Annotated in this window: 21 protein-coding genes, 1 tRNA gene and 1 pseudogene; 9 read left to right on the top strand and 14 right to left on the bottom strand. The window is 72.9% G+C overall.

Annotation, left to right across the window (positions count from 1 at the left end; all coding sequences use genetic code 11):
* Positions 1 to 22: 22 nt before the first annotated feature.
* Positions 23 to 95 (bottom strand) — tRNA-Arg (locus DC008_RS11780).
* Positions 96 to 416: 321 nt separating this feature from the next.
* On the opposite strand from DC008_RS11780, the gene DC008_RS11775 reads away from it, so the two are divergent.
* The 4 genes from DC008_RS11775 to DC008_RS11760 all read left to right on the top strand — a co-directional run bounded on the left by DC008_RS11775 (position 417) and on the right by DC008_RS11760 (position 6663).
* The gene (locus tag DC008_RS11775) at positions 417 to 2024 is read left to right on the top strand and encodes a dynamin family protein (protein ID WP_108706933.1); all 1608 of its coding nucleotides are present in this window, start codon (positions 417 to 419) and stop codon (positions 2022 to 2024) included.
* A gap of 3 nt (positions 2025 to 2027) precedes the next feature.
* Positions 2028 to 4190: a YfjP family GTPase gene (locus DC008_RS11770; protein WP_108706932.1), complete on the top strand. Its 2163-nt coding sequence runs from the start codon at positions 2028 to 2030 to the stop codon at positions 4188 to 4190.
* A 312-nt stretch (positions 4191 to 4502) separates the two neighbouring features.
* Positions 4503 to 4970 carry a single-stranded DNA-binding protein gene (locus DC008_RS11765; protein WP_108710660.1) on the top strand — a complete coding sequence of 156 codons (468 nt, stop codon included), beginning with the start codon at positions 4503 to 4505 and terminating at the stop codon, positions 4968 to 4970.
* A 274-nt stretch (positions 4971 to 5244) separates the two neighbouring features.
* Positions 5245 to 6663, top strand: coding sequence for a Cys-Gln thioester bond-forming surface protein (locus DC008_RS11760; protein ID WP_108706931.1), 1419 nt, complete (start codon positions 5245 to 5247; stop codon positions 6661 to 6663).
* 64 nt (positions 6664 to 6727) lie between these two features.
* Here the strand turns inward: DC008_RS11760 and DC008_RS36460 are convergent.
* Positions 6728 to 6925 (bottom strand): annotated as a pseudogene (locus DC008_RS36460) (DUF5959 family protein); the annotation flags it as partial.
* A gap of 409 nt (positions 6926 to 7334) precedes the next feature.
* On the opposite strand from DC008_RS36460, the gene ettA reads away from it, so the two are divergent.
* From ettA to DC008_RS11745, 3 genes are read left to right on the top strand one after another with little or no spacing between them, the layout of a single operon-like run.
* Positions 7335 to 8999 carry an energy-dependent translational throttle protein EttA gene (ettA, locus tag DC008_RS11755; RefSeq protein WP_108706930.1) on the top strand — a complete coding sequence of 555 codons (1665 nt, stop codon included), beginning with the start codon at positions 7335 to 7337 and terminating at the stop codon, positions 8997 to 8999.
* Positions 9000 to 9005: 6 nt separating this feature from the next.
* Entirely contained in the window at positions 9006 to 9434 is a 429-nt protein-coding gene (locus DC008_RS11750; RefSeq protein ID WP_055623919.1) for an acyl-CoA thioesterase, read from the top strand.
* Entirely contained in the window at positions 9431 to 10123 is a 693-nt protein-coding gene (locus DC008_RS11745) for a DUF8010 domain-containing protein (protein WP_108706929.1), read from the top strand. The genes DC008_RS11750 and DC008_RS11745 overlap by 4 nt, the downstream gene beginning before the upstream one ends.
* A gap of 21 nt (positions 10124 to 10144) precedes the next feature.
* Here DC008_RS11745 and DC008_RS11740 read toward each other — a convergent pair whose 3' ends face one another.
* Complete coding sequence (locus DC008_RS11740; RefSeq protein ID WP_108706928.1) at positions 10145 to 10558, bottom strand: globin; 414 nt, start codon at positions 10556 to 10558, stop codon at positions 10145 to 10147.
* Between the two features lie 99 nt (positions 10559 to 10657).
* Between DC008_RS11740 and DC008_RS11735 the strand changes: the two genes are divergently transcribed.
* Entirely contained in the window at positions 10658 to 11647 is a 990-nt protein-coding gene (locus DC008_RS11735; protein WP_108706927.1) for a methyltransferase domain-containing protein, read from the top strand.
* A 95-nt stretch (positions 11648 to 11742) separates the two neighbouring features.
* Here the strand turns inward: DC008_RS11735 and DC008_RS11730 are convergent, their stop codons facing one another.
* The 4 genes from DC008_RS11730 to DC008_RS11715 form a co-directional block, all read right to left on the bottom strand.
* Positions 11743 to 13134 (bottom strand): FHA domain-containing protein, encoded by a 1392-nt coding sequence (locus DC008_RS11730; protein WP_108706926.1) that lies wholly within the window; start codon positions 13132 to 13134, stop codon positions 11743 to 11745.
* Between the two features lie 94 nt (positions 13135 to 13228).
* The gene (locus tag DC008_RS11725) at positions 13229 to 14569 is read right to left on the bottom strand and encodes a vWA domain-containing protein (RefSeq protein WP_108706925.1); all 1341 of its coding nucleotides are present in this window, start codon (positions 14567 to 14569) and stop codon (positions 13229 to 13231) included.
* Positions 14570 to 14665: 96 nt separating this feature from the next.
* Positions 14666 to 16024: a PP2C family protein-serine/threonine phosphatase gene (locus DC008_RS11720; RefSeq protein WP_164492293.1), complete on the bottom strand. Its 1359-nt coding sequence runs from the start codon at positions 16022 to 16024 to the stop codon at positions 14666 to 14668.
* Positions 16025 to 18217 (bottom strand): serine/threonine-protein kinase, encoded by a 2193-nt coding sequence (locus DC008_RS11715; protein WP_425276537.1) that lies wholly within the window; start codon positions 18215 to 18217, stop codon positions 16025 to 16027.
* Positions 18218 to 18227: 10 nt separating this feature from the next.
* On the opposite strand from DC008_RS11715, the gene DC008_RS36455 reads away from it, so the two are divergent.
* Complete coding sequence (locus tag DC008_RS36455; protein WP_425276536.1) at positions 18228 to 18491, top strand: hypothetical protein; 264 nt, start codon at positions 18228 to 18230, stop codon at positions 18489 to 18491.
* Between the two features lie 39 nt (positions 18492 to 18530).
* Here the strand turns inward: DC008_RS36455 and DC008_RS11710 are convergent, their stop codons facing one another.
* The 7 genes from DC008_RS11710 to DC008_RS11680 form a co-directional block, all read right to left on the bottom strand.
* A complete protein-coding gene (locus DC008_RS11710; RefSeq protein ID WP_108706923.1) occupies positions 18531 to 19841 on the bottom strand; it encodes a coiled-coil domain-containing protein in 1311 nt (436 codons plus the stop codon).
* A gap of 76 nt (positions 19842 to 19917) precedes the next feature.
* Positions 19918 to 20991 carry a glutamate ABC transporter substrate-binding protein gene (locus tag DC008_RS11705; protein ID WP_108706922.1) on the bottom strand — a complete coding sequence of 358 codons (1074 nt, stop codon included), beginning with the start codon at positions 20989 to 20991 and terminating at the stop codon, positions 19918 to 19920.
* A 14-nt stretch (positions 20992 to 21005) separates the two neighbouring features.
* The gene (locus tag DC008_RS11700; protein ID WP_108710658.1) at positions 21006 to 22478 is read right to left on the bottom strand and encodes a hypothetical protein; all 1473 of its coding nucleotides are present in this window, start codon (positions 22476 to 22478) and stop codon (positions 21006 to 21008) included.
* A 220-nt stretch (positions 22479 to 22698) separates the two neighbouring features.
* A complete protein-coding gene (locus tag DC008_RS11695; RefSeq protein WP_208645849.1) occupies positions 22699 to 23664 on the bottom strand; it encodes an N-acetylglucosamine kinase in 966 nt (321 codons plus the stop codon).
* The gene (locus DC008_RS11690) at positions 23661 to 24926 is read right to left on the bottom strand and encodes a 6-phospho-beta-glucosidase (protein WP_108706920.1); all 1266 of its coding nucleotides are present in this window, start codon (positions 24924 to 24926) and stop codon (positions 23661 to 23663) included. Before DC008_RS11690 ends, DC008_RS11695 begins: the two co-directional genes overlap by 4 nt.
* Positions 24927 to 24933: 7 nt before the next feature.
* Complete coding sequence (locus DC008_RS11685; RefSeq protein WP_108706919.1) at positions 24934 to 25824, bottom strand: carbohydrate ABC transporter permease; 891 nt, start codon at positions 25822 to 25824, stop codon at positions 24934 to 24936.
* 2 nt (positions 25825 to 25826) lie between these two features.
* Positions 25827 to 26768, bottom strand: coding sequence for a carbohydrate ABC transporter permease (locus DC008_RS11680; RefSeq protein WP_108706918.1), 942 nt, complete (start codon positions 26766 to 26768; stop codon positions 25827 to 25829).

Genomic DNA, 26768 nt, shown 5'->3' with positions numbered 1-26768 from the left:
CCGAGGGAGGGCGGAGACTGGGCGCCCCCGGCAGGACTCGAACCTGCGGCCAAGCGCTTAGAAGGCGCCTGCTCTATCCACTGAGCTACGGGGGCCGGGTGTGGTGGCCTCGTTCGTGGTGCCCGGGTGTGGGCCGTTCCGTGACGTTGCCGGGGACAAGGATAGGGCTCCCGCATCCGTGTCCCTGTCGCTTCGCCTCCGTGGCTCGATGTGGAGGTTCGGTGAAGCGGTCCTGATAATCGCAGGCAGGTACGAATCGTGCACTGCTTTTGGCCTCTCGCGCACCGGGTGTTGTGCACTCGTTATGCCTGGACTATGCCTCTGTCCCGGTCGTCCCTTCCGTCCCTTGTGTCCTATCGGCACGCAGACATGGCCATATGCTTCAGAAATCCCCTAAAATTGGGCATTCTTCGCATGTGGTGACCTTGGACGTACGGCCTCAGCTGCTCGACGCACTTTCCGCCCTGCGCGACCGTGTCGCGGCCGCACGCTTCCCGCTGCCCCTGGCAGGGGCGCCACGCGCGCGTGCCAACCGTGACGAACTGCTCGCCCAGCTCGACGACTATCTGGTGCCCCGCCTCAAAGAGCCCGAAGCGCCGCTCCTGGCCGTCGTGGGCGGGTCCACCGGCGCCGGCAAGTCGACGCTCGTCAACTCGCTCGTGGGCCGGCGCGTGACCGAAGCGGGGGTGTTGCGACCCACGACACGCACCCCGGTGCTGGTCTGCCATCCGGACGACCATCACTGGTTCAGCGGGATGCGTGTCCTACCCGACCTCACGCGCGTGTGGGCGCCCGAACAGGACCCAGCCGAGGATCTGATGCTGCCCGGTGAGGAGACCGAGCGCGTCCTGCGGATCGAGACCGCGGACACGCTCCCCACCGGACTCGCCCTCCTCGACGCGCCCGACATCGACTCCCTGATCGCGGACAACCGCGCCCTCGCCGCGGAGCTCATCTGCGCCGCCGACATCTGGATCATGGTGACGACGGCCGCCCGGTACGCCGACGCCGTGCCGTGGCATCTGCTGCGCACCGCCAAGGAGTACGACGCCAGCCTCGTGACCGTCCTGGACCGGGTCCCCCACCAGGTCGTCTCCGAGGTGTCCCGGCAGTACGGCGCGCTGCTCACCAAGGCGGGCCTCGGCGAGGTGCCCCGCTTCACCGTCCCGGAACTGCCCGAGTCGGCCTGGGGCGGCGGACTGCTCCCGGCCACCGCCGTGGCGCCGCTGCGCACCTGGCTCGCCCATCAGGTCCAGGACCCCGCGGCCCGGGCCCACGCCGTGGCCCGTACCGCCAACGGCCTGCTCGACTCCCTCAAGGCCCGTATGCCCGAGCTGGCCGGGGCCGCCGCCGCCCAGTACGCCGCCGCGCTCCGGCTCACGGGTGCGGTCGACGCGGCGTACGACAGCGAGTACGCACGCGTGCGTGGCCGGCTCCAGGCCGGTGCCGTGCTCGCCGGTGACGCACTCAAACGGTGGCGTGCCTTCCCCCTCGACTGCACCGCCGGGGAACTCCTCGACTCGCTGGTCGAGAGCCTGAGCACCCTCCTCCTGTGCGCCGTCACGGCCGCCGACGAGCGCGTCGACGACGCCTGGCGGCGCGAACCGGCCGCCGCCGCGCCCGAACTGACGGCCCGGGACCCGCTGCCGGAGAGCGTGGAACACCGCATCGGCGTGGCGGTACGGCGGTGGCGCCGGGAGCTGGAGGAGTACGCCGAGGACGAGGTCACCGACCTCGAGCGGACCGCGCCCCCGGATCCCGAGGTCGTCACCGCGCTCGTCGCCACGGCGCTGCTCGGCGGGCGCCGGGCCCGTTCCGCCGGGGAGGGGCTCGCCGAGCGGATCGGGGCCCATGGCGCGCTGCGGCTGCGCGACCGGGCCGGACGGCTCCTCAACGAGCACCTGGACCGCGTCATGTACAGCGAACGCGAGCGCCGGCTCGCCCCGCTCGACGCGCTGGAGGTCCACCCGGACCCCCAGGCCGAACTCATCGCCGCGTTGTCCGTACTGCAGAAGGAGAGGTGACCGGTGACTGCCGTCACTGACCAGGACCACACGGAACACGCCGATCAGCAGGAGGACGGCGGGCACGGGGCCCCCGAGGAGGCCCTGCCCGGCCCGGTCGGGGCCGACGCCCAGGAGCCGGAGCGGCGCAAGCTCTGGAGGAAGCCCGTGAACAGGGAAGCGGTCGCGGGGGGCGCGCCCGCCGACGACGGCCACGCGCGCGCGGAGCGTACGGCGGCGGACGGTGACACGCCGGTCCGCGACGGCGCTCCCGGCGACCTCGACGGCCACGCACACGCGCGTGCCGATGTGTCCGAGTCCGGAGGCCGTCAGGAGGACGGGGAGGGGGCGGATGGAGGCGGGGGCGCGTCGTCCCCTCGTGCATCGGCCGCTTCATCGGCTGGTTCCGCGTCGTCGTCCGACGGCTCCGGCGCGCATGCCCCGTCCGAGTCGTCGTCCTCCGGTACGGCGGAGTCCTCGACCCCCTGGGACGACGGGCTGATCGCGCGGCGCGTCAACGAGACGACCACCGCTGCCGAGCAGTCCGCGATCGTGGAGCCCCGGGTGTCCGTGTCGCCGCACGCCGTGACGCCGCTCGCCTACGACGGGCCGTTGCGGTCGCGGCTCGACGCGCTGCGTGAGCTCGTCGGGTTGTCGCGTACGCGGCTCGACAACCGCACGCTCTCCGAGGCCGGACGGGTCCTCGACGAGGCGGCCGCCCGTCGCAGGCTGTCCGGGCAGCACACGGTCGTCGCCATCGCGGGGGCCACGGGAAGCGGCAAGTCGCAGCTGTTCAACGCGCTCGCCGGCGTCACCATCTCCGAGACCGGCGTACGGCGGCCGACGACCTCCTCGCCGCTCGCGTGCAGCTGGAGCGACGGCGCGGCCGGGCTCATCGACCGCCTCGGCATCCCGCCCCGGCTGCGCCGCCGCCCCGCGCAGAACGCGGCGTCGGACGGGCAGCTGCGCGGGCTCGTCCTGGTCGACCTGCCGGACCACGACTCGGCGGCCGTCCAGCACCGCGAGCAGGTCGACCGGGTACTGGGGCTCGTCGACGCGGTCATCTGGGTCGTCGACCCGGAGAAGTACGCCGACGCGATCCTGCACGAGCGCTATCTGCGACCCATGGCCGGGCACGCCGAGATCATGTTCGTCGTCCTGAACCAGGTCGACCGGTTGCCCGGGGAGGCCACCGACCAGGTCCTCGACGATCTGCGGCGGCTGCTGGACGAGGACGGCATCGCGCTGGGCGAGCACGGTGAGCCAGGTGCCGTCGTGCTGGCCCTGTCGGCTTTGACCGGGGAAGGCGTCGGGGACCTGCGGGAGGCGCTCGGGCAGTTCGTGGCGGAGCGGGGTGCCGCGGCGCGCCGGATCGCCGCCGACGTGGACGCCGCCGGGTGGCGGCTGCGGCCGGTGTACGCGGCCAGCAGGCGGACGGGGCTGAGCGAGGAGGCGCGGGACGAGTTCTCCGCCCGGCTCGCGGACGCCATCGGCGCCACCGCGGCCGGGGAGGCCGCCGAACGGGCCTGGCTGCGCAACGCCAACCGCGCCTGCGGGACGCCCTGGCTGCGGCTGTGGCGGTGGTACCAGGACCGCGGCGAGTCGACGACCGGACGGCTGTCCCCGCGCGTCCAGGCGGACGAGGAGGCCACCGCGCGCCAGCGTGTCGAGCAGGCGGTGCGGACGGTCGCGGAGCAGGCCTCGGCCGGGCTTCCGACGCCGTGGGCGCAGGCGGTGCGCGAGGCGGCCGTGAAGGGCGCCCAAGGGCTGCCCGAGGCGCTGGACGATCTCGGGGCGCGGGCCGGACTGCCGCCCGGGCGGCCGCCGCGGCCCGGCTGGTGGCCGGCGGCCGTGCTGGTGCAGGCGTCCATGACGATCCTCCAGGTCGTCGGCGGGCTCTGGCTGGCCGCGCAGATCATCGGCGTCATGACGCCCAACCTGGGCGTGCCGGTGCTGCTGATGGTGGCCGGCATCATCGGCGGGCCGCTCGTCGAGTGGGGCTGCCGGATGGCGGCCCGCGGACCGGCACGCCGCTACGGCCAGGAGGCGGAACGGCGGCTGCGGGAGGCGGCGGCCGGGTGCGGCCGGGCCCGGGTGCTGGATCCGGTGGCGGCGGAGCTGCTGCGGTACCGGGAGGTTCGGGAGCAGTACGGGAGGGTGATGGGGGTGGGGTCGCCGGCGCGGTGAGTCGGGCTGATCCGCAAGCCGGGATCGGTCCCGTCGGGGCGGGCCGGTTGCCCCGATGGGCGGACCGGTCACCCACACGAGCGGCGGAGATATCCACAGACCTGACCCTGGTCCACAGGGCTCAGCGGGCTCGGCCCGACGGAGGCAGTCTGGCTTCGCGGCGATCGCGACGGACGTGATCGGCCGCGGTGCCGGTGACGCACCCCGGACGTACCGGGGGGCGTGGCCGGCAGGCCGGACGCAGTCGTACGGGACGGGCCCGTACGCGTGTCGGCCCGGCGGCAGGGCGGCCGGGCCGGGGAGGGGTTCGAGATGAACGAGACGATCATCTGCGCGGTGGGCAACGTGGCGACGCAGCCGGTGTACCGGGAGCTGCCGACGGGGCCGTCCGCGCGGTTCAGGCTGGCGGTGACCTCGCGGTACCTGGACCGCGCGAAGAACGAGTGGACCGACGGGCACACCAACTTCTTCACGGTGTGGGCGAATCGGCAGCTCGCCACGAACGCGGCGGCCTCGCTGAACGTGGGCGACCCGGTCGTGGTGCAGGGCCGGCTGAAGGTGCGGTCGGACGTGCGCGACGGGCAGAGCTGGATGTCGGCGGACCTCGAGGCGACGTCGATCGGCCACGATCTCGCGCGCGGCACCTCGGCGTTCCGGCGCGCGTCCAGGCCGGAGCAGGGCACCGCCGCCGCGAGTGCGCAGCCCGAACCGGAGTGGGAGACACCTCCGCCCACGGCCTCGCAGGCACAACAGGCGGAAGAACCAGCCATGGTGACGTGACGTCAGTCACAGACGTGGGCTGCTGACCGGACTGTGGCTTATCGGCTAATGCGTTCCGAACGACCCGGTGGATTTGTCGATAAGCCCTGCCCGCGAAGGGCCCGCAAAGGATCTTGGCGATAACGATTACGAGTCGGATCGGCCGTCCGGCGGGATCCCGGGGAAGCGTGGTGCGCCGCGTACCTAGGATGCCGGGCATAGCTCACGGGGCTTCTGATTCTGCTGGTGGGACCGTACCCCCCACGTCAACGGGTCCTGCTCGAAGGGGAATTTAGTGTTTGCTGCGTTCTCCGCGCTGTCGTTGCGCGGGCGAGGGGCGGCCCGTTTCGCCGCCGCGTCCCTGGTGTCCGGACTGGTCGCCGCCTCCGTGGCGGTCGGCGCCGGCACGGCCGCGGCCGACGGAGCGACGCCGAGCCAGGGCGGGGCGACCGCCACCATAGGCGGGCTGAAGACGTACGGTGCCGCGGTCGTGCACACCGACACCGGCGACCAGCAGCTCTCGGCCGGTCTGTTCGAGATGTCGGTCGACGGCGGTGGCGCCCTCCAGACGTACTGCGTCGACATCCACAACCCCACGCAGCGCGACGCGAGATACCGCGAGACCCCGTGGAGCGCCACCTCGCTCGGCGCCAACAAGGACGCGGGCAAGATTCGCTGGATCCTCCAGAACTCCTACCCGCAGGTGAACGACCTGGCCGCGCTCGCCGGCCGGGCAGGGGTCGACGGCGTCCTCACCCAGCAGGACGCGGCGGCCGGTACGCAGGTGGCCATCTGGCGGTACTCCGACGGTGTGGACGTCGAGGCCGTCGACCCGCAGGCCGAGCGGCTCGCGGACTACCTGGAGGAGAACGCGCGGAACACGGCCGAACCCCGGGCGTCCCTGACGCTCGACCCGCCCGCGGTCTCCGGCCACCCCGGTGAGCGGCTCGGTCCGGTGACGGTGCGCACGGACGCGGACAGCGTGACCGTGACGCCGCCGGCGGATGCCGCGACCAGCGGGGTGCGGATCGTGGACCGGGACGGCCGGGCCGTCACGTCGGCGGTGGACGGCAGCCAGCTGTTCTTCGACGTCCCCGAGAAAGCTGCGGACGGCCAGGCCGAGCTGACCGTGCAGGCCTCGACGACCGTGCCGGTGGGACGCGCCCTGGCGGCGGACAGCCGCAGCCAGACGCAGATCCTCGCCGGTTCCAGCGAGTCGACGGTCTCGGCGACGGCGAGTGCCACCTGGGCGAAGTCCGGGGCCATACCGGCACTGTCGGCGGTGGAGAACTGCGACAAGGGCGGCGTGGACATCACCGCGTCGAACAAGGGCACCGAGGCGTTCACCTTCGAACTGCTCGGGATCGAGCACACCATCGCGGCCGGCGAGTCGCGCACGGTGACCGTCCCGCTGCAGGAGGACCAGGCGTACGACTTCACGATCCAGGGGCCGGGCGGCTTCCAGAAGCGGTTCGCGGGGGTGCTGGACTGCATGACGCGGGCCGGTGAGGCCGACGCGTCGGGCAGTACGACGCAGACCCTGAGCGAGCCGACCCCGGTCACGGTCGGCTCCCCGCCCGACGACACCAACCTCGCCGCGACCGGTGGCTCCGACATGACCCCGCTCATCGCCGGCCTGGCGATCGGCCTGGTCGTGATCGGCGGCACGGTCCTGGTGGTCCTCCGCAAGCGGGAAGCCCGGACGCAGGGCTGAGGCCGCCTGACCGCTGCTCGCGTCGTGCTGTGCGGCAGGACCCCGCGGTGACGGCCGCACAGCCTCAGGACTGCCCGTACACCTCGCGCACCCGCCGCAGACGGATCTCATGCTCCTCGATCCACTGCGGCGGAGGTTCGAGCCCGAGGGCCACCGTCAGCTGGTCGGGATCATGGACGGAGAGGGAGAGCCGGCCGCTGTCGCCGGGGTGGAAGCAGAGCCGCAGCCCCCTGCCGCCCTGCGCCCAGCCCGCGCCCTCACCGGCACCGAGAGCGCCAGCGCCTCCTCCGACACGTCGAGGAGATCAGGCCCTGCGTCCACGTCTCCATGGCGTCAGTGGTGCGGAGGACGGCGTACGCCCGTGCGTTGCCCATGCGCCCCACCTTCGCAGGCAGCGGTGGGGATACTCAGGGGAGGGCGAAGCCCATCAGTTACTGATCAATATCCCGAGCCGCCAGCGGGGCGAACGAACGGCTCGGCCGTCCCTGGGCCGTCCGAGGGTCTGCGAGGGCGACCGATCGTGACCGACAGCGACAGGTCTGCCGTACAGCGTGGCGGGAAAGCGCAGGTCGGAGGCGCAGCGGGATACGCGTTTCCGCACAGGGGTGGCGGTGCGGCAAGATGGGGTGTATCTGCCCACTGCCTGATTTCAAGCTGCCGGACGGTTTCTCTTGGCTGAGTTCATTTACACCATGCGCAAGGCGCGCAAAGCGCACGGCGACAAGGTGATCCTCGACGACGTCACCCTGAACTTCCTCCCTGGTGCGAAGATCGGCGTCGTCGGCCCGAACGGCGCCGGCAAGTCGACGGTTCTGAAGATCATGGCGGGCCTCGAGCAGCCGTCGAACGGTGACGCGTTCCTGTCTCCCGGCTACAGCGTCGGCATCCTGCTGCAGGAGCCCCCGCTGAACGAGGAGAAGAACGTCCTGGAGAACGTCCAGGAGGGTGTCGCCGAGATCAAGGGCAAGCTCGACCGGTTCAACGAGATCGCCGAGCAGATGGCGACCGACTACTCGGACGCGCTGCTGGACGAGATGGGCAAGCTCCAGGAGGAGCTCGACCACGCCAACGCCTGGGACCTCGACGCGCAGCTCGAGCAGGCCATGGACGCCCTGGGCTGCCCGCCCGGCGACTGGCCCGTCACCACGCTCTCCGGTGGTGAGCGCCGCCGTGTCGCGCTGTGCAAGCTGCTGCTGGAGGCGCCCGACCTGCTGCTCCTCGACGAGCCCACCAACCACCTCGACGCCGAGTCGGTGAACTGGCTGGAGCAGCACCTCGCCAAGTACGCGGGCACCGTCGTGGCCATCACCCACGACCGGTACTTCCTCGACAACGTCGCCGAGTGGATCCTCGAGCTCGACCGCGGGCGCGCCTATCCCTACGAGGGCAACTACTCCACGTACCTCGAGACCAAGCAGACCCGTCTCAAGGTCGAGGGCCAGAAGGACGCCAAGCGCGCCAAGCGGCTCAAGGAAGAGCTCGAGTGGGTGCGGTCCAACGCCAAGGGGCGGCAGGCCAAGTCCAAGGCGCGTCTGGCCCGCTACGAGGAGATGGCCGCCGAGGCCGACAAGATGCGGAAGCTGGACTTCGAGGAGATCCAGATCCCGCCGGGCCCGCGCCTGGGCAACATCGTCGTCGAGGTCAACAACCTCACCAAGGGCTTCGGCGAGAAGCTGCTCATCGACGACCTGAGCTTCACGCTGCCGCGCAACGGCATCGTCGGTGTCATCGGCCCGAACGGCGCCGGCAAGACCACGCTGTTCAAGATGATCCAGGGTCTGGAGACGCCGGACTCCGGTTCCATCAAGGTCGGCGACACCGTCAAGATCTCGTACGTGGACCAGAGCCGCGAGAACATCGACCCGAAGAAGACGCTGTGGGCCGTCGTCTCCGACGAGCTGGACTACATCAACGTCGGTCAGGTCGAGATGCCGAGCCGGGCGTACGTGTCCGCGTTCGGGTTCAAGGGTCCGGACCAGCAGAAGCCGGCCGGTGTGCTCTCCGGCGGTGAGCGCAACCGGCTGAACCTCGCGCTCACCCTCAAGCAGGGCGGCAACCTGCTGCTCCTCGACGAGCCGACCAACGACCTCGACGTCGAGACCCTCTCCAGCCTCGAGAACGCGCTGCTGGAGTTCCCCGGGTGCGCCGTGGTCGTCTCCCACGACCGGTGGTTCCTGGACCGGGTGGCCACGCACATCCTCGCCTACGAGGGTGACTCCAAGTGGTTCTGGTTCGAGGGCAACTTCGAGTCGTACGAGAAGAACAAGATCGAGCGGCTCGGACCGGACGCCGCCCGTCCGCACCGTGCCACCTACAAGAAGCTGACCCGGGGCTGATCGATCTTGCGGCACCTCTACCGCTGCCCACTGCGCTGGGCGGACATGGACGCGTACGGCCACGTCAACAACGTGGTGTTCCTCCGCTATCTGGAGGAGGCCCGTATCGACTTCCTGTTCCGCCCGGAGAAGGACTTCCAGCAGGGGTCCGTGGTGGCACGCCACGAGATCGACTACAAGCGGCAGCTCGTCCACCGGCACACCCCGGTGGACATCGAGCTGTGGGTCACGCAGATCAGGGCCGCGTCCTTCACCATCACCTACGAGGTGAAGGACGGTGACGTGGTCTACGTCCGGGCGTCGACGGTGATCGTGCCGTTCGACTTCGAGGCCCAGCGGCCGCGCCGGATCACCGCGGAGGAGCGGGAGTTCCTCCAGGAGTACACGGACGACGGCCGCGAGCAGGCCGGCGAGGAGGAGGCCGTCGCCGCATGACGGTGCTCCAGCTCGCCGACGAGGGGGAGGCGGCGGATCTCGCGGCCTTCCTCTCCCGGCTGCTGCACTACGACCGCGGCGCCGCCGTCCGCCTCCAGGCCGCCGGTACGGCCCTCGCCGTGTTCGGGCGGCCGCCCTCCTTCGAGGTGCTGGCGATCCGCGCGGTGCGGCTGGCCAAGCCGTACGAGAACGGCCTTGACGTCACGCTGGACGTGACCGTCTCCGCCGGTGAACTGCTGGAGTCCGTCGACGAGGCGGCGACCACGGCCGTCGTCCCGGCGGCGGTCACCGGACCGCCGTGGGCCGGCGTGCTGCCCCCGCGCGGCGGCTGGCGGCGCGAGCCGGGCCTGCCGGCGCCGGACGCGCTGCGCGCCCTGGTGGACGCGGTGGTCGCCGAGTTCCGCACCCGCACCGGGGAGTTGCCGCCCGAGCGGCGCAGCCGGCCCGAACTCGACCGGATAGGGCGGGAGATCTGGTCCCGCACGGTCGGCGACACCGGGCTGCCGGTGCGGGCCGTGCACGCCGCCCAGTCGCTGGGCTTCCTGCGCGGCCGCGCGGGCGCACCGGCGCAGGACCAGCCGCCGGTGGGGCTCTTCTCGTCGGGCGCCTGGCTCCGGCTGCGCACGCCCTTCGGGTCGACAGCCGTACGCCGGGCCGGGCTCGGGGCTCTGGACGTCAGCGTCCGCTGACCGCGGCGCCCCCGGGCGGGCTCAGCCCGCCGTGTTGACCATGGACGCCGCCGCGTACGTCAGATAGCTCCACAGCGTCCGCTCGTGCTCCTCGGAGAGGCCGAGCTCGTCCACGGCGTCCCGCATGTGCTTCAGCCAGGCGTCATGGGCCGCGCGGTCGACGGTGAACGGGGCGTGGCGCATCCGCAGCCGGGGGTGGCCGCGCTTCTCGCCGTACGTGGAGGGTCCGCCCCAGTACTGGATCAGGAAGAGGGCCAGGCGCTCTTCGGCGGGGCCGAGGTCCTCCTCGGGGTACATGGGCCGCAGGATCGGGTCCTCCGCCACCCCCTCGTAGAAGCGGTGGACGAGGCGGCGGAAGGTCTCCTCCCCGCCGACCTGCTCGTAGAAGGTCTGCTCCTGAAGCGTGCCGCGCCGAATCTCATTCACATCGTCCATGGTCTCAGACGCGGGGACGGAGGACTCCAGGCTTAGGACCACCCCCTCGTCAGGCGGGGGAGGGTCGCCCCGCGGCGGCTTCCGCAGGACAGTGGACGTATGAGCGCGCAGGTTCCCGACGAGGACCTCGAGGAGCTCGCCGCCTCGGCGCGGGCCGCGCTGGTGCGCGAGATCGACCGCACCGGGGCGTGGGCCGACGACCCGGTGTGGCGGGACGCCTTCGAGCAGGTGCCGAGGCACCTCTTCGTGCCGTACTACTACGTCGGCGTCGGCGGCGGCTACGAGCGGCGCTGGGGCGAGAGCCCGGACCCGGCCGCGCGGGCGCGCTGGATGAGCGGGGCGTACGCCGACATCCCGCTGGCCACCCGGCTGCGCGACGGCGAACTGCTCTCCTCCAGCAGCCAGCCGTCCCTGATGGCGATGATGCTGGTCGCGCTGGAGGTGGCGGACGGCCACCGGGTGCTGGAGATCGGCACCGGCACCGGCTACAACGCGGCCCTGCTCGCGCACCGGCTCGGCGACGACGACCTCGTCACCACCATCGACCTGGAACCCGAGATCACCGAGTCGGCGCGACGGCATCTGGAGGCCGCCGGGCACTGGCCCGTCGTGGTGACGGGCGACGGGGCGCGCGGGGTGCCCGAGCGCGCCCCCTTCGACCGGATCATCGCGACCTGCACCCTGCCGTCGATCCCGCGGGCCTGGCTGGCCCAGTGCCGCCCCGGCGCGCGCATTCTGACGCCGTTCGCCACCGGACTGGTCGCGCTGACCGTGACGGACGTCGGGCACGCCGAGGGGCGGTTCCTGGCGACGCCCGCCTACTTCGTGCCGCTGCGCGGGGTGTCCCGGTCGGAACCGGAGTCCGTCCAGGTGGGCGGGCTGCCACGCGGGGCCAGGGACGACGAGCTGTTCCGCTTCCTGCTGGCGCTCACCCGGGCCGGCCTCGACCCGCAGGAGGCGTACACGCTCTGGGAGCGGGAGGACCGGCCCCGGCGGGAGCGGTACGGGATCACCGTGAGCGGCGAGCGGGCGTGGGCCTGGCTGGACGACCCCGAGGGGCCGTACGTCTGGCAGCTCCCCGGCGGCTGAGCAGGCGCCGGGCAGCCCGTGCGTACGACGGAGGGGCGGCCGTACCGGCGCCTGCACACCGTACGACCGCCCCTCCGTGAGCCGGGGTGCGGAAGTTATCCGCGCCGGATCGTGATCGTCGTCCACGCCCCGACGTGCACCCGGTCGCCGTCCTGGAGCGGGACGGGGACGAAGGGCTGGATCGGGTCCTCGGAGTTGTTCACCGTGGTGCCGTTCGTCGAGTTCTGGTCGACGACGGCCCAGGTGCCGTCCGGCTGCTGGACCAGCACCGCGTGCTGGTGCGAGACACCCGGGTCCTCCGGCGGCACCGACAGGTCGATGTCGGGGGACTCGCCGGTGGAGTGCCGGCGGCGGCCGATGGTGACCTGGTTGCCGGTGAGCGTGCGCTGCTGCTCGGGCGAGTACGCGGGCAGGTTCAGGCCCGCGGCCTCCGGGCCGGAGCGCTGCATCATCGCCATGAAGTACTCACGGTCCGGACCGATGGTCGCGGTCCAGGTCGCCGGCTGCTGCCCGTAGCCGGGGCCGGGCGGCGGTGCCTGGCCGGGGCCCTGCTGCGGGTAGCCGTAGCCGCCCTGTCCGGGACCGCCCGGCGCACCCTGGCCGGGGCCCGAGGACGGGGGCGAGATCACCCAGTCGTCCCCGCCGCCGCCGAAGGACGGGCCGCCCTGCTGCGGGCGGTTGCCCTCCTGCGGGTAGCCGGAGGGGGCCTGCGGGGCCGACGGGCCGGGGCCGGCCGGGTGGAAGGCCTGCGGTGCGCCACCGCCCGCGCCGGGGCCGGGCTGCGTGGGGGCGGGCGGCGGGGGAGCCTGCCGCGAGGGGTCGCCGAAGCCGCCGGGTCCGCCAGGACCGCCACCGGGACCGCCGGGGCCGCCGCCGAAGCCACCCGGGCCGCCGTGACCGCCAGGTCCACCGTGACCACCCGGTCCGCCATGACCGCCGCGGCCGCCCTGGCCCTGCGGGTCCGCGCCGAACGGCGGGATCGGCTCGGCCGGGCGGTTCACCTGGGACGGGCGCGAGCCCTGGTAGTCGTAGGAGTCACCGCCGCCGAACGACGGCGGGGGACCCGACTGCTGCTGGAAGTGCGAGGGCAGGCCGGGGCCGCCGGGCGCCGGGGGGCGCGGGGCGGCCGGCGTGTACGAGGTCGCCGTGTTCGTCAGGAAGTTCCACCGGCACTCCTCGCAGAACGGCGCACCGCCCTCACGGGGCGTGCGGCACTGCGGGCAGAGCTCGGGCTCACGGCCGCCGGGCATGGGCGGACGGCCACCCTGCTGACCGGGGTTCGGGCCACCGGGGCCACCATGACCACCGGGGCCACCGGGACCGCCATGGCCGCCCGGACCACCGGGGCCGCCGGGCGGCGGGAAGCCGTAGCCGCCGGCGGGCGGGGGCGGCGGCGGGGGCGGAGGTACGGCACCGGCCATGCGGTGACCGCAGACCTCGCACCAGTCGTCGGAACCCGACTGGTGTCCGTTCGGGCAGGTCGGCATGTCGGCGCTTCCCCCTCTCCTTTCCGGTCGTTCTCGACCGGATTTCTTCCCACCCCGAGGGGCCAGGCTCGATGCTTCTACAAGGTCCTGCTGGTCACTTCTTTACACGAACAGTCTTTGTCGACCGTGTCTCGAGTGTCATCTCGTCGGCCTCCGCGACCTTCGCCTTCAGTCGCACAGTACCCGTCGCGGCATCGACCACGTCCACCACCTTCGCAAGGAGTTTCGCGGTATCCGCGTTTCCGGAGGCGCCGGCGAGCTGAACGGCGCGGCCCAGTTTGGCCGTTGCTCCATCGATATCGCCCGCTTTGCGGAGATCGAGCCCTTCTTGGATGGCCTGCGCCAGTTCGGCCTGGCCGGTGTAGTGGGCGACTTGGGGGTTGATCGACGTCGAAGCGGTCATGTCGTCGGTCCATACGGCCCGTACGAGACCTTGTGCGCCCAGGTTCTGAGCACTTCCGTCCGGTTGGGGCACGACCAGGGAGACCCGGGCGGCGAGCATCTCCTGGCCCAGTCCGGCGGCCGGAACCTCCACGCATACGTGGTAGTCACGGGACTCGTCGCCCCAGGAGCCCGTGGGGTAGTCGCCGGCGCGCGGTCCGGCCTCGGTACGGCGGCCGGTCAGCTCCTCGACCGTGGGCGCGACCTGCTTGACGAACCTGATCGTGGTGCCGACCGGTGTCCACACCCGCAGGGCGACGTCCGCGACCTCCTTGCCCATCGCGGTCTCCATCATCCGCGTGAAGTCGGCGGCCAGACCGGCCGGGTCGGCGACGATGTCGGCGCTGCCGAGGAGGGCGGAGGCGATGGATGTGACTTCTTTCACTTCCCAGTCGGTGCCCACGCCCCGGGCGTCACAGGTGAACCGCCCGGCACAGGCGTCCAGCGCCGCCTTCAGGTCCTCGGCCGACTCGTGCTCGTTGCGGCCGTCGGTGAGCAGGATGCCGTGCCGGATGGCGACGTCGGCGGACGAGAGCAGCCGGTCGGCGAGGCGCAGCCAGGTGCCGATGGCGGTGCCGCCGCCCGCGCTCAGCCTGCGCAGCGCCTGTTTGGCCTGCTCGCGGGTGCCGGCGTCGGCGACCGCGAGGCGGCCGCCGCCCGGGTAGACCTCCTTGGCCACGTGGGTGCCGCCGATCACCGCGAAGTGGACGCCGTCGCGCAGGGTGTCGACGGCGGCGGCCGTGGCGTCGCGGGCGTTGCGCATCTTGGTCGGCGGATAGTCCATCGAGCCGGAACAGTCGACCATCAGCGCGACGGCCGCGCCCGCGTCCGGTCCCGCCGGGCGGGGTGCGGTGGCCGCCCCGGCGAGGGTGCCGCCACCCGTGGAGGTGACGGTGACGATCGCGTCGACCTCGCGGCCACCCTCCGGCAGGTACTCGTTCTGGTACACGTCCACCGAGAACCGCGGCACGCTCGGTTTCGAAAAGTTGGCCATTTCTGATCAAATCCCCCTGAGGGACCCCGTGCTGGGGTCATGGCAGTCGACGGACCGGTCCCCTCCGGTCCGTTGAGGCCGTCCCCGCGTCAGGCCTCAGCCCGATCCTGCCCCCGTCGGCGGTGCCGGGAACGGCAGGACGGCCACTGTTACGTTGTCGTGGCCGCCGCCGTCGAGGGCGTGGCCCACGAGCACCCGGGCGGCGTGCAGGGGGCGCGTGGCCGCGTCGGCCGGGACGATCTCCGCCATGTGCTCGGCGGCCTCGGCGTAGTTCCACAGGCCGTCCGTGCACACGACGACGACGCCCGGGCGGTCCGGCTTGAAGGACGCGGTGTGCGGCTCCAGTTCGTAGGCGTCCGCGCCGAGCCAGCCCGTGATGGCGTGGGCGCGCTCGTCGGCGTACGCCTCGGCCTCGTTCATCAGGCCCGCCGCGACCATCTGCGCGGCCCAGGAGTCGTCCTCGGTGAGCCGGGCCGGGGCGGTGGAGCGGTCGGCCGGGACCCAGTAGACGCGGCTGTCCCCGACCCAGCCGACGACCAGCAGGTCGGGGGTGACGACGGAGCCGACGATCGTGCAGGCCGGCGCGTTCTGGTGCGGGGCCTGCTCGCGGGCCGTGGCCGGTTCGGCGGCGAGCGCGTTGACCGCGTTGGAGGCGGCGACGATCGCCTCGTGCAGGGCCTGCTGCGGATGGGTGCCGCGGGGCAGCGCGGCCAGCAGCGACTCGGCGGAGGCGCGGGCCGCCGCGAGGGAGGCGTCGTCGGGGCGGGTCGCCGAGGACACCCCGTCGCAGACCATCGCCAGAGTCGCCGGGCGCCCGTCCGGCAGGGTCGTGCAGGCGACGGCGAACGCGTCCTCGTTGCGGTGGTGGCGCAGGCCGCGGTCGCTGACGGCGGCGATCGGGCCGGCCTCCTGCTCCATGTGGTCCCGTTCGCGGGGCTGGGCGTGCCCGCAGTTCTCGCAGTAACCGTCCCGGTCGACGCGGCCCGCGCGGCAGGCGACGCACACCTTGGTGCCCTCCGGCGGGGTCGGCGGCCCGGCGCTCACCCGGGGGTCCGGGGCCTGCAGGGCGTACTCGTCGGGCCGGTCCGGACGGTCCAGGCGCACTCCGGAGGAGCCCGCCTCGGGTGACTCGGTCGGTACGGGGACGCCGTCCGGCACGGTGGGCGTGCGCGGGGTCGCGGGGTCGCTCTCGCCGGCCTGCGCCGGGAACGGCGGCGGGGCGGGCGCGGCGGGGGCCGGGACGCCGGGCGGCGGCACCGGCGGCGGGGGAGGGGTGCCCGGGGGCAGATCGTGACCGCCGGCGGCCGAGCCGTTCAGGGTGATGGTGGGATGGTCGTCCGGCCGTGCGGGCACGGCGGACAGGTCGTATCCGCACGCACCGCAGAAACGGTCACCCGAGTCGAGCGGCCAGGCGCAGCTCGGGCAGGCGGACAACTGGGGCATCTGCGACATCAACTACACCCACGTCCGGGGGCGGTAACGGTTGGCACGTTCCACCAGGTCGATCCTCTCCTCGCCGCCCCGGGCCAGCCGGGCCAGCATGCGGTACGAGCGCTCCAGGCCGAACCGCAGTCCCCGCTCGTCCAGGCCACTGCCGAGCAGCGTCCGTCCTTGGGGGGCGGACGGGGCGGAACCCTGGCCACCGGAGAGTATCCAGTCCAGCGCCGCACCGAGCACTTCCGCCGACAACTCCTCCCGGCGCGCCGGGTCCAGGCCGTACGCGTCCAGCGCCTCCACCTGGCCCGCCGCGGCGGTCAGGTCGTCCAGGAACGGTACGTCCCCGGCGGCCGCCGTGCGTTGACGCAGCCGGGCCCGGACCGCCGCGACACGGGCCGCCGTGTAGTGGATCGAGCTCTCCGGGACGGACTCCAGGGTCGCCACGGCCTCCCGGCGGTCGCCCGTGGCGAGCTGGACGCGGGCCAGGCCGAACGCGGCGCTGACATGGCTGGGGTCGGTGGTCCACACGAGGTGGTAGTACTCGGCGGCGTTGTCCAACTGGCCCAGCACCTCCGCGCACAGGCCCAGGGCCAGCTTCGGGGCGAGTTCCCCGGGGAAGGCGTCGTAGACCGCGTCGAAGGCGAGCGCGGCGCCCTCGTGGTCCCTGGTGACGAGCGCGGCAACCCCCCGATACCAGACGACCCGCCAGTCGTCGGGGCGTTCGTCCTCCAGCTTCAGCAGGGCCTCGTGCGCGGTGCCCGTGTCCCCGCTCTCCAGCCGGGCGCGGACCTGCCGCAGCCGGGACTCCGTGGACGGCGCCGGCACCGCGGCGAGCGCGCCGAGCAGCTCGGCCGGGCCGGTGGTCGACAGACCCGCGAGGAAACCGGCGTTCGGGTCCGCGGGGTCGACCCGGGGGACCGGCAGCGCCAGCGCGGCGGCGGGGGCGTCGGCCTCCTTGACGATCCGTCCGCCGGCCGGCGCGGGCACGGCCGGCGTCCGGCGGGCGGGCACCGGGCGCGCCCCCAGCCGGGAGACCTCCCCGGCCGGCTCCGGGAACAGGACCGTGTCGGTGACCCGCACCTCCGGCCCGAACAGCGTGGACAGCGCGGGCCTCGCCCGGCCCGTCTGGAGCGAGACGACCTCGCGCAGCACCCCCGTCAGCTGCTCGGTCATCTCCTGCGCGGAGGCGAACCGGCGGGCCGGGTCGGGGTCGGTGGCGCGGACCAGGAGCCGGTAGAAGGACTCGTACCGGCGGAAGACCTCGATGTGGTCGGGGTCGGGCAGCGAGTCGGCGTAGACGTTCGTGTAGCCCTGGAAGTCGAAGGTCAGCACGGCGAGCGTACGGGCGACCGTGTACAGGTCGGAGGCGACCGACGGACCGACCTCGGCGACCTCCGGGGCCTGGTAGCCGACCGTGCCGTAGACGGCCGACTCGTCGTCGTCCATCCGGCGGACCGCGCCCATGTCGATCAGCTTGAGCTGGTCCTCGGTCTGGATGGCGTTGTCGACCTTGAAGTCGCAGTACAGCAGATTGCGGCTGTGCAGATGGCCGAGGGCCTCCAGCGCCTCGATGCCGTACGCGCACGCCTGCTCCACCGGCAGCGGGTCGCGGCGGCCCGCCTCCGTACGGCGGGCGTTGGCTATCTCCTTCAGCGACTTGCCGCCGACGTACTCCATCACGATGTAGCCGTCGAGGGAGCCGGTGCGCTGGTCGAGGTGCTCGACGAAGTTGTAGATCCGCACGATGTTGGCGTGCTCGATCTCCGCGAGGAAGCGCCGCTCGGATATCGCCGCCGCCATCGCGTCCTGGTCACCGGTGTCGAGCAGGCCCTTCAGCACCACCCAGCGGTCGGAGACCGCCCGGTCCACGGCCAGATAGATCCAGCCCAGCCCGCCGTGCGCCAGACAGCCCGCGACCTCGTACTGGCCGTGCACGATGTCCCCGGCGCGCAGCTTGGGCACGAACGAGTACGGGTGCCCGCACTTCGTGCAGAACCCCTCGGTGCGGCCCGGCCGGTCGCCGCGGGCCCGGCCGACGGGCGCGCCGCAGTCGGAGCGGGAGCAGAACCGCTTGCGCTCCGGCACCTCCGCCTTCTCCAGCACCATCGCGCGCGGGTCCGGACGCGGCACGTCCGGCACCTGCACCAGCCCGGCGCCGAGCCGGCCCCGGCCGCTGGAACCGGACGTCGAACCGGAGCTGCGCACCGACACCGAACGGCCCGTGGACCGCCCCGCCACCGAGCGCGACAACCGCCCCGACACCGACCGCCGGGACCTCGAGGACTGCGACGACGTACGCGAGCTGCCCCGGCCCGTGGGACGCGAACCGCCGCTGCCCGAGGTGCCCTTGGCACCCGCCGCGACCCCGGTGGGCGGCGAGCCGATCGTGCCGGTCGCCGAGACGACCGGGGCCAGGCCGCAGGTGTCGCAGTACAGCTCACCGCCGCCCATGTCCTCGTACGACCCGGTGCAGTCCGGGCGCTGACAGGTCTGCCCCGCCTGGCTCATGTCTCCCCCCTGCCCCTCATGTCCCGCCTCCCGCACCGTCCTCCGGGGTGCGCGGACCCGGGATACGGCCCCCTCCGAGCAGCTCGGCCGCCGCCTGCTGATAGCGCAGGACCGCCTGCTCCGCGACGCGCAGATCGCAGGGCGCGCTCCACAGCATGCGGCGCGCCGCGTCGTAGCGCTCGATGAGCAGCGGGTCCTCCGCGAGGCCGTGCCGGGCCACCTTCGCCTTGTACGCGTCGAGCCGGCCGCGCAGCTCGGCGCGGACCGCCAGGGGCGCGGTGACCGCCGTCAACGACTCGCGGGCCCGCAGCAGTTCGTCCTCGGCCTTCTGCTCCAGGGACTCCAGCAGCGGCGACAGGCGGTGCCACTGGGCATGACGGCGGTACTCGGCGGCCGTCGCCAGCTGCTCCTGGAGCACCGTCGGAGGACCGCTGACCACCGGGACCTCGGTGGCGGCGATCTTCGCCAGCACCTCGCCGCGCGCGGTGCGGGCCTCGGCGAGCGTGCGGTCCGCGCGGGACAGCACGTCCCGCAGCCGCACCAGGCGCTTCTCGGCGTCCTGGCGGACCGTCAGGACCGCGTCGATCTCCCGGCGCACATCCTCCAGGGCGCGCGCCTCACGGTCGTACACCGTGGTGTCCGGGCGGCCGCCGCCCGGCGCCGAACTGCCCTTGGCCGGCACCCAGTGCGCCAGCGGGTCCGACACCACCTCGGCGCGCAGCCGGGTCAGGGTGCGGGTGATCCGCTCGAGGTCGTCCCCGGCCGGATGCTCGCCGGGGCGCACCCCGACGGAGTGCGCGAGCCGGCGGGTGCGCTGGAGCTCGGCGGCGAGTAGATCGATCCGGGCGGGCAGCGCGGACCAGACCGCGTCGGCGGCCACGACCATGTCCAGCGAAGTCGCGTACAGCTCGTTCATCCGGTCCACCAGCGCGGCCAGCGAGTACCGCTCGCTCAGCCGGCCCGGACCGCCCGGCAGGGACGGCGAGTCGGGCACCGTCACACACTCGCCGCGCAGCAGCTCGGTCAGCTCCACCAGGTCCTCGCGGCTGGACCAGCGGCGCCGGGACCGGATCTCCCGGGCCGAGCGCAACGCGCCGGTGTAGGCGTCGAAGTACGCCCACAGCAGCGTGATCGACGCCTCCACGGACGTCCAGCGCTCCTTGGTCACGCCGGTCAGCTCGGCCCCTTCGAGGAGTCTGCGGCCCGCGTGGTCCTGGAGGGCGAGCAGCGAGGTCTCGATCGCCTCGTGCTCCTGGCCGAGCCGCGCCAGCGCACGGTCCACCTCGTCCCGGTCCATCACCGGCCCGGCGGGGTCCGTGACGCCCATCGATCACCTCTCGCTGCGTTGAGTTCCGTCAGTGGGTCGTGCGTGCCGTGCGTGCCGTCCCGCGGTCGCGGTCCGCTCACGCGTAGTCGGCCTCGGGCGGGGTCGCCGACGCCGACTTCCTGCCGTCCGTGTCCATGGTGGGGTGCAGCCACTTCTCGTACGACTCCGCCCAGCCACCGTCCTCGACGTAGTCCTCCAGGATCCGGTTGACCCGGCGGACCAGATCGTCGGATCCCCTTTTCATCGCCACTCCGTAGTACTCGTCCGTGAACAGCCCGCCCTTGAGCTCGATCGCCGGGTCCTGCGCCGCCTGGCTCGCCGCGAGCGCGCCGTCCGTGACGACCGCGTCGACCTCCCCCAGTTGCAGCTTGACCAGGCAGTCCAGCTGGTTGGGGACGGTGGTGCGGATGTCGGTGGAGTCGGGCAGGACGCCTTCCTTCCTGCCCGCTTCGAGGTTGTCGTACGCGGTGGATCCCCGAGCCGAGCACACCTTGCGGTCCGCGAGGGACTTGTCGAACCCGGTGACCTGCGACGTCTTGGGTGCGAGGACCTGCTGGCCGGTGACGAAGTAGGGCGCGGAGAACGCGACTTGCTCCAGCCGGTCACAGGTGATCGTCATGGTGCGCACCACCATGTCGACCTCGCCCTTCTGGATCGCCTCGATACGGCGGCTGGTCGGGATGGCCTTGAACCGCACGGCGTCGCGGTCGCCCAGCAGGTCCTCGGCTATCCGGTGGACCAGGTCGATGTCGAACCCCTCCAGATCGCCCGAGGGGTTGTTCGGGTCGAGGTAGCCCCAGCGATAGCTGTTGGTGTCGACGCCGACGACCAGACGCCGGTCCTCGCGGGCCTTGACGGCGTCGATCGTCGGCGTCCTCCCGTCGCCGCCGGACGGCGGCAGGCTGCGGTCCTGCGGGTCCTTACAGTCGTCGGCCCTGGCCTGCACGGCACGGGTCACGCCGTGCCCGGCCGGGGTGCCGTCGCCGGCGGGCTGGGACAGGGGGAGGAGCAGCGCGGCGCTGACCGCCAGGGCGCAGACCAGCGCCATCGCGCCGACGCCGCCCCAGCCGCGCAGGCCCGCCCGCAGACGCCGCCACCAGTGGGCGGAGCCGCCGTCCCGGACGCGGGGCGCCCCGGCGTGTGCGTTCATCGTCCTGCCCCCTCTCACCGGTACTCCGACAGCCTGCGGCCGATGCCGAGGACCGCGCCCGCCGCGCCCAGCACCGCGAGGACGGCGGCGCCCGCGGGGACGCCGGTCAGCGCGTCGAGGCCGCCGCCCGCGGCCCGCCGGAACTCGCCCTGCTCATGGGTGAGCGCGGCCGCCAGCGCCTTGTCGACGTTGTCGAAGCAGACGCTCGTCGGGTCCTTCGCGGTGCCGATGACCCGGTCGCGGGCCGCCTGGTAGTTCCCGGAGTCGTTGTCGGCGCGGGCGAGGTCGTGGCGCTGCTTCCAGACCTTCATGAAGCCGTTCGCGTCCCGTACGGGCTCGGCACCCGCCTTGTCGTCGGCGAGGTCGGCGGCCCGCGCGAGCGCCGTGCGCAGGGCGTCGATCTGCCGGTCGTAGCCCCACTCGTAGGTGTCGACGACGGTGCCGTCGTCCAGGGCGCGGGTGTCGGCGCCGCGGCGGACCAGGGTGAGGTTCTCGTCGCTGCGGGCGGTCAGGGAGGCGATCCGGGCCTCGTGGAGCACCGTCAGGGAGCGCACGCCGTGCTCATGGGAGTCGTCCAGGCCTGCGCGGGCCACGGTGTGGCTGACCGTGAGCCACAGCAGGGCGATCGTGGCGGCGGCCGTGGCGGTGACGAGGCCGTGGTTGAGGACGCGGTTGGTGCGCCGGTAGGTGCGGTGCTGGGCCCACAGCAGGGCGGCCAGCGCGAGGACGCCGAGGCCGAGCGAGGCCCACGGGAAGGACCGGGCGTCGGCGTAGTCGGCGCCCAGACGGCGGTTCTCCGTGCGGTACAGCTTCTCGGCGGCCGGCAGCATCCGCTGCTGCATCATCTCGTTGGCGGCCCGCAGATAGGCGCCGCCGACCGGGTAGCCCTGCCGGTTGTTGGCCCGCGCGGTCTCGACCAGGCCCTTGTACTCGGGCAGCAGCCGGCTCAGCGAGGCGATCGTCCGGGCGGAGGGGGAGCCCGGCTCGGAGTTGGCGGCGGCGGTGACGAGCTTGGCGGCGGCCGTGCGGATGTCCTTCTCGTAGCCCGCGCGCATCGCCGGCTTCTCGTGCAGGCCCGCGAGATAGCCGCTGGCCGCCGCCGTGTTGGCGTCGGCCAGGGAGCGGTAGATGTCGGCCGCGTCGGAGCTGAGCGGCTGGCTGCGGTGCAGGACGTCGTCGGCGGCGGCCGTACGCTCCGTCATCTGCCAGGCGGCGACCGAGCCGAACGCGACGACGAGCAGCGCGAGGACGGCACCGAGGATCCGCAGCCGGCCCGGCTCGGTCGTGGCGGTCGCCCTGAGCTGGTCGAAGCCCTCCGCGAACGCGGTGCGGCGGGGCCGCGGCACCGGCGGCGGGGCGGCGGAGGCGGGCGCCGACTCCGGTGCGGGCGGCCCGGGTTGGGGCGGCAGGGACGGCAGCGTCGGCGCAGCCTGGACCGGGTCCCGGCTCGGTGGTGGCGGCGCGCTGCCGCCCGGTGTCCCTGTCATGCCGACCTCCCCCATGGCCATCCGTCGCGGGCCAGTATCGCCGTCCGCACCGGCGTCCGCACCGGCCTTCACCCGATCCTGGTCCGGTCACGGCGGCCGTCCGGCACCCGGCACCGCCGGACACGCCCCCGCACCACCCCCTGCCCATGAGAACGCCGTGGGAATCGGTTCGGTTCCACCTGGTCACCCCTGAACACGGGCGAAACGCGGCGGACATGACCTACGGCTCGAAATGCCGCCGCAGCCGGGCGTGCGCCTCCTCCGGGGCGCCCACCGCGTCCAGCCCCAGCAGCGCCGCGCCCAGCACCGGGCGCGCGGCCACCACCCGCGGTACGGCCTTGGGGGCGCGCACCGCCAGCAGGTCCCGTACGCCGTCGTCCAACTGGGGATGGCGGGCCGCCAGGACGCTGCCCCCGAGCAGGACCGGCGTCTCCTCCTCCAGCAGCCCCAGCCGGGTCAGGGCGACCGTCGCCATGGTGGCCACCTCGTCGGCCTGCCGGTCGACCAGGGAGCGCGCCACCGGATCGCCGGCCGCCGCGGTCGCGAACAGCACCGGGACCAGTTCGTGCCGGCGGCCCTCCGCGAGGTGCCCCAGGTGCAGGGCCTCGATCAGCGCGTACATCGAGGGCAGCCCGAAGTGCGCGGGCAGCGACTCGGCGAGGGCGGTCGGCGCGCCCCGCCCGTCCTCCGCCCGCGCCGCGTGCCACAGGGCCTCCTCCGCGAGGCCCCCGCCCCCGCCCCAGTCCCCGGAGACCCGGCCGAGCGCGGGGAAGCGGGCGGTGCGCCCGTCGGGGCGCATGCCCACGCAGTTGATGCCGGCACCGCAGACGACGGCCACCCCGCGGGGCTCGGCGACTCCGGCGCGCAGGATCGCGAAGGTGTCGTTGCGGACCTCGACGCGTGTGCCCCACGCGCGCGCGTGCAGCGCGGCCGCCAGGGTCTCCTCCTCCACCGGCAGGTCGGCGTTGGCCAGGCACGCCGAGACATGGTCGGCGGAGGTCACGCCGGCGGCCGTGAACGCCTCCCGAACGGCCCCGGCGAGCGTGTCCATCGCCTCCTCGACGCCCACGGCGGGCGGCCGGAAGCCTCCCGCTCGGGCCGTGGCCAGGACGGTGCCGTCGGCGGCCACGACCGCCACGTCGGTCTTGCTGTTGCCCGCGTCTACGGCGAGGACACGTGCGGTCATGCCCACGCGAGATGCTCCCGGTTGTGTGCGATCAGCTCGTCGGTGAGCTTCTCGGCGTACTCGAACTGGCCGACGAGGGGGTGGGCGAGGAGCGCCCGGAACACCCGGTCGCGGCCGCCGTGCAGGGCCGCCCCGAGCGCCAGGTCCTCGTACGCCGTCACCTGGGCCATCAGGCCCGCGTACAGCGGGTCGACATGGGGGACGGGCAGCGGGGCGGCGCCGTCCCGCCCGACGGCCGCCTGCACCTCGATCACCGCGTCGTCGGGGAGGAAGGGCAGCGTGCCCCGGTTCAGGGTGTTCACCACCTGGAAGGGGCTGCCGGCGCCGGTCAGCAGGGCCGCCGCGAGATCGACGGCCGCCTCCGAGTAGTACGCCCCGCCCCGCTTGGACAACAGCTCCGGCTTCTCGTCGAGCGCCGGGTCGGCGTACAGCGCGAGCAGTTGCCGTTCCATCTCGGCGACCTCGGCTGCGCGGGACGGCTTGGTGCGCATCTCCCGTACGACCTCGTCGTGGGCGTAGAAGTAGCGCAGGTAGTACGACGGGACCACGCCCAGCCGGTCCAGCAGGACGCGGGGCAGACGCAGGTCGCCGGCGAGGGCGTCGCCGTGCTCGGCGAGCAGCTTCGGCAGGACGTCCGCGCCCTCGGGGCCGCCCAGGCGCACCCCGGTCTCCCAGGTGAGGTGGTTGAGGCCCACGTGGTCGAGGTGGACCTCGGCGGGGCGGACGCCGAGCAGGGCGGCGAACTTGCGCTGGAAGCCGATCGCCACGTTGCACAGGCCGACCGCCCGGTGCCCCTCCTGGAGCAGGGCGCGGGTGACGATGCCGACCGGGTTGGTGAAGTCGATGATCCAGGCGCCCGGGTTGGCGCGCCGGACCCGCTCGGCGATGTCCAGGACGACCGGCACGGTCCGCAGGGCCTTCGCGAGGCCGCCGGCGCCCGTGGTCTCCTGGCCGACGCAGCCGCACTCCAGGGGCCACGTCTCGTCCTGCTGCCTGGCCGCCTGGCCGCCGACGCGCAACTGCAGCAGGACGGCGTCGGCGCCGTCGACGGCCGCGTCCAGGTCGGTCGTCGTGGTGATCCGCCCGTCGTGGGCCTGGCGGGCGAAGATCCGGCGGGCGAGGCCGCCGACCAGCTCCAGACGGTCCGTCGCCGGGTCGGTGAGGACCAGTTCCTCGATGGGCAGGGTGTCGCGGAGGCGCGCGAAGCCGTCGACGAGTTCCGGCGTGTAGGTCGAGCCTCCGCCGACCACGGTGAGTTTCACTTGAGATTCAGCCCTTTACTCCGGTGAGCGTGACGCCCTCTACGAACGCTTTCTGGGCGAAGAAGAACACGAGGATCACGGGGGCCATGACCAGCACGGTCGCGGCCATCGTCAGATTCCAGTCGGTGTGGTGCGCCCCCTTGAACGACTCCAGTCCGTACGACAGGGTCCACGCGCCCGGGTTCTCGGACGCGTAGATCTGCGGCCCGAAGTAGTCGTTCCAGGCGTAGAAGAACTGGAACAGGGCCACAGCGGCGATACCCGGTTTCGCCATGGGCAGCACCACCCGCAGCAGTGTGCGCAGTTCGCCGCAGCCGTCGACCCTGGCCGCGTCCAGGTACTCGTCGGGGCTGGTGGTGAGGAACTGGCGCAGCAGGAAGATCGAGAAGGCGTCGCCGAACGCCATCGGGATGATCAGCGGCCACAGGGTGCCCGACAGGTCCAGCTGCTTCGCCCAGAACAGGTACATGGGGATGATGACGACCTGTGGCGGCAGCATCATCATCGAGATGACCAGCATGAGCGTCAGATTCCGGCCCCGGAAGCGGAACTTGGCGAGCGCGTACGCGACCGGCACGGACGACACCACGGTGAGGACCGTGCCCAGGCCGGCGTAGAGCAGTGTGTTGCGCCACCAGGTCAGAAAGCCGGGGGTGTCGAACACCTGGGCGTAGTTGCCCCACTCCCAGGTCCGGGGAATCAGGTCCCGGGTCAGGGCCTGCTGGTCGCTCATCAGCGAGGTCAGCACGACGAACACGAAGGGCAGTGTGAAGAACAGGGCGGCTGCGACGCCCAGGGAGTGCACGGCGATCCACTCCAGCACCGCCCTGCGGCGGGCGGTGCGTTCGGCGACGGTCGGGGCGCCCGTGTCCACGGGCCGCTCCAGCACCTGGGTCATGGTCAGTCACCTGCCTGGACGAGTCCGCCCCGGCGCCGCATCAGCAGCGCGGTGAACGCCATGGCGAGGGCGAACAGGACGAGCGCGACCACACAGGCGGAGCCGTAGTCGAAGCGCTGGAAGCCGAGGTTGTAGACGAGCTGGGGGAGGGTCAGCGTCGACTTGTCGGGGTAGCCCGGCTCGAACTGCTGGCCGGAGCCGCCGATGATGCCGGAGGCGACCTTCCCGGCGACCAGCGGCTGTGTGTAGTACTGCATGGTCTGGATGACGCCCGTGACGACGGCGAACATCACGATCGGCGAGATGTTCGGCAGGGTGACATAGCGGAACCGCTGCCAGGCCGAGGCGCCGTCGAGTTCGGCGGCCTCGTACTGCTCCTTCGGCACGTCCAGCAGGGCGGCCATGAAGATGACCATGACGTCGCCCACCCCCCAGAGCGCGAGCGCGGTGAGGGCGGGCTTGGACCATGCGGGGTCGGTGAACCAGCCGGGCGTGGGCAGACCGAGCCCGTCGAGCACGGAGTTGACGGGTCCGGTGCCGGGGTTGAGCAGGAAGACGAAGGCGAGCGTCGCGGCGACCGGCGGGGCGAGGTAGGGCAGATAGAACAGGGTGCGGAAGACACCCGTCCCCGTCCTGATCTTCGTGATGAGCAGTCCGACGCCCAGCCCGAACACCACCCGGCAGGTCACCATCACCAGCACGAGCCACAGCGTGTTGCGCAGCGCCGGCCAGAACAGCGGGTAGTCCTGGAAGACGTAGAGCCAGTTGTCCAGGCCGCGGAAGACGGGGGTGCCGAAGCCGTCGTACTTCATGAGGGAGAAGTAGCCGGTGGACACCAGCGGATAGGCGAAGAAGACACCGAACCCGATGAGCCACGGTGACAGGAAGGCCACCGTCCGAAGCGCCGACCTGCGGCGCTTCGCGCGGAGTGTGTGCGTCGCCAT

It is taken from the genome of Streptomyces nigra (genome assembly GCF_003074055.1).
GTDB lineage: Bacteria > Actinomycetota > Actinomycetes > Streptomycetales > Streptomycetaceae > Streptomyces > Streptomyces nigra.
Note: the sequence above shows the minus strand (reverse complement) of the source record. Positions and strands in the feature narration are given on the sequence as shown.

Excerpts from the sequence above, each read along its gene's own strand:
- DC008_RS11765 (WP_108710660.1), top strand. The coding sequence starts at position 4,503 with ATGAACGAGACGATCATCTGCGCGGTGGGCAACGTGGCGACGCAGCCG.
- DC008_RS11740 (WP_108706928.1), bottom strand. The coding sequence starts at position 10,558 with ATGGACGATGTGAATGAGATTCGGCGCGGCACGCTTCAGGAGCAGACC.
- DC008_RS11685 (WP_108706919.1), bottom strand. The coding sequence starts at position 25,824 with ATGACCCAGGTGCTGGAGCGGCCCGTGGACACGGGCGCCCCGACCGTC.
- DC008_RS11735 (WP_108706927.1), top strand. The coding sequence starts at position 10,658 with ATGAGCGCGCAGGTTCCCGACGAGGACCTCGAGGAGCTCGCCGCCTCG.
- DC008_RS11730 (WP_108706926.1), bottom strand. The coding sequence starts at position 13,134 with ATGCCGACCTGCCCGAACGGACACCAGTCGGGTTCCGACGACTGGTGC.
- DC008_RS11745 (WP_108706929.1), top strand. The coding sequence starts at position 9,431 with ATGACGGTGCTCCAGCTCGCCGACGAGGGGGAGGCGGCGGATCTCGCG.
- DC008_RS11725 (WP_108706925.1), bottom strand. The coding sequence starts at position 14,569 with ATGGCCAACTTTTCGAAACCGAGCGTGCCGCGGTTCTCGGTGGACGTG.
- DC008_RS11710 (WP_108706923.1), bottom strand. The coding sequence starts at position 19,841 with ATGGGCGTCACGGACCCCGCCGGGCCGGTGATGGACCGGGACGAGGTG.
- DC008_RS11700 (WP_108710658.1), bottom strand. The coding sequence starts at position 22,478 with ATGACAGGGACACCGGGCGGCAGCGCGCCGCCACCACCGAGCCGGGAC.
- DC008_RS11695 (WP_208645849.1), bottom strand. The coding sequence starts at position 23,664 with ATGACCGCACGTGTCCTCGCCGTAGACGCGGGCAACAGCAAGACCGAC.
- DC008_RS11705 (WP_108706922.1), bottom strand. The coding sequence starts at position 20,991 with ATGAACGCACACGCCGGGGCGCCCCGCGTCCGGGACGGCGGCTCCGCC.
- DC008_RS11680 (WP_108706918.1), bottom strand. The coding sequence starts at position 26,768 with ATGGCGACGCACACACTCCGCGCGAAGCGCCGCAGGTCGGCGCTTCGG.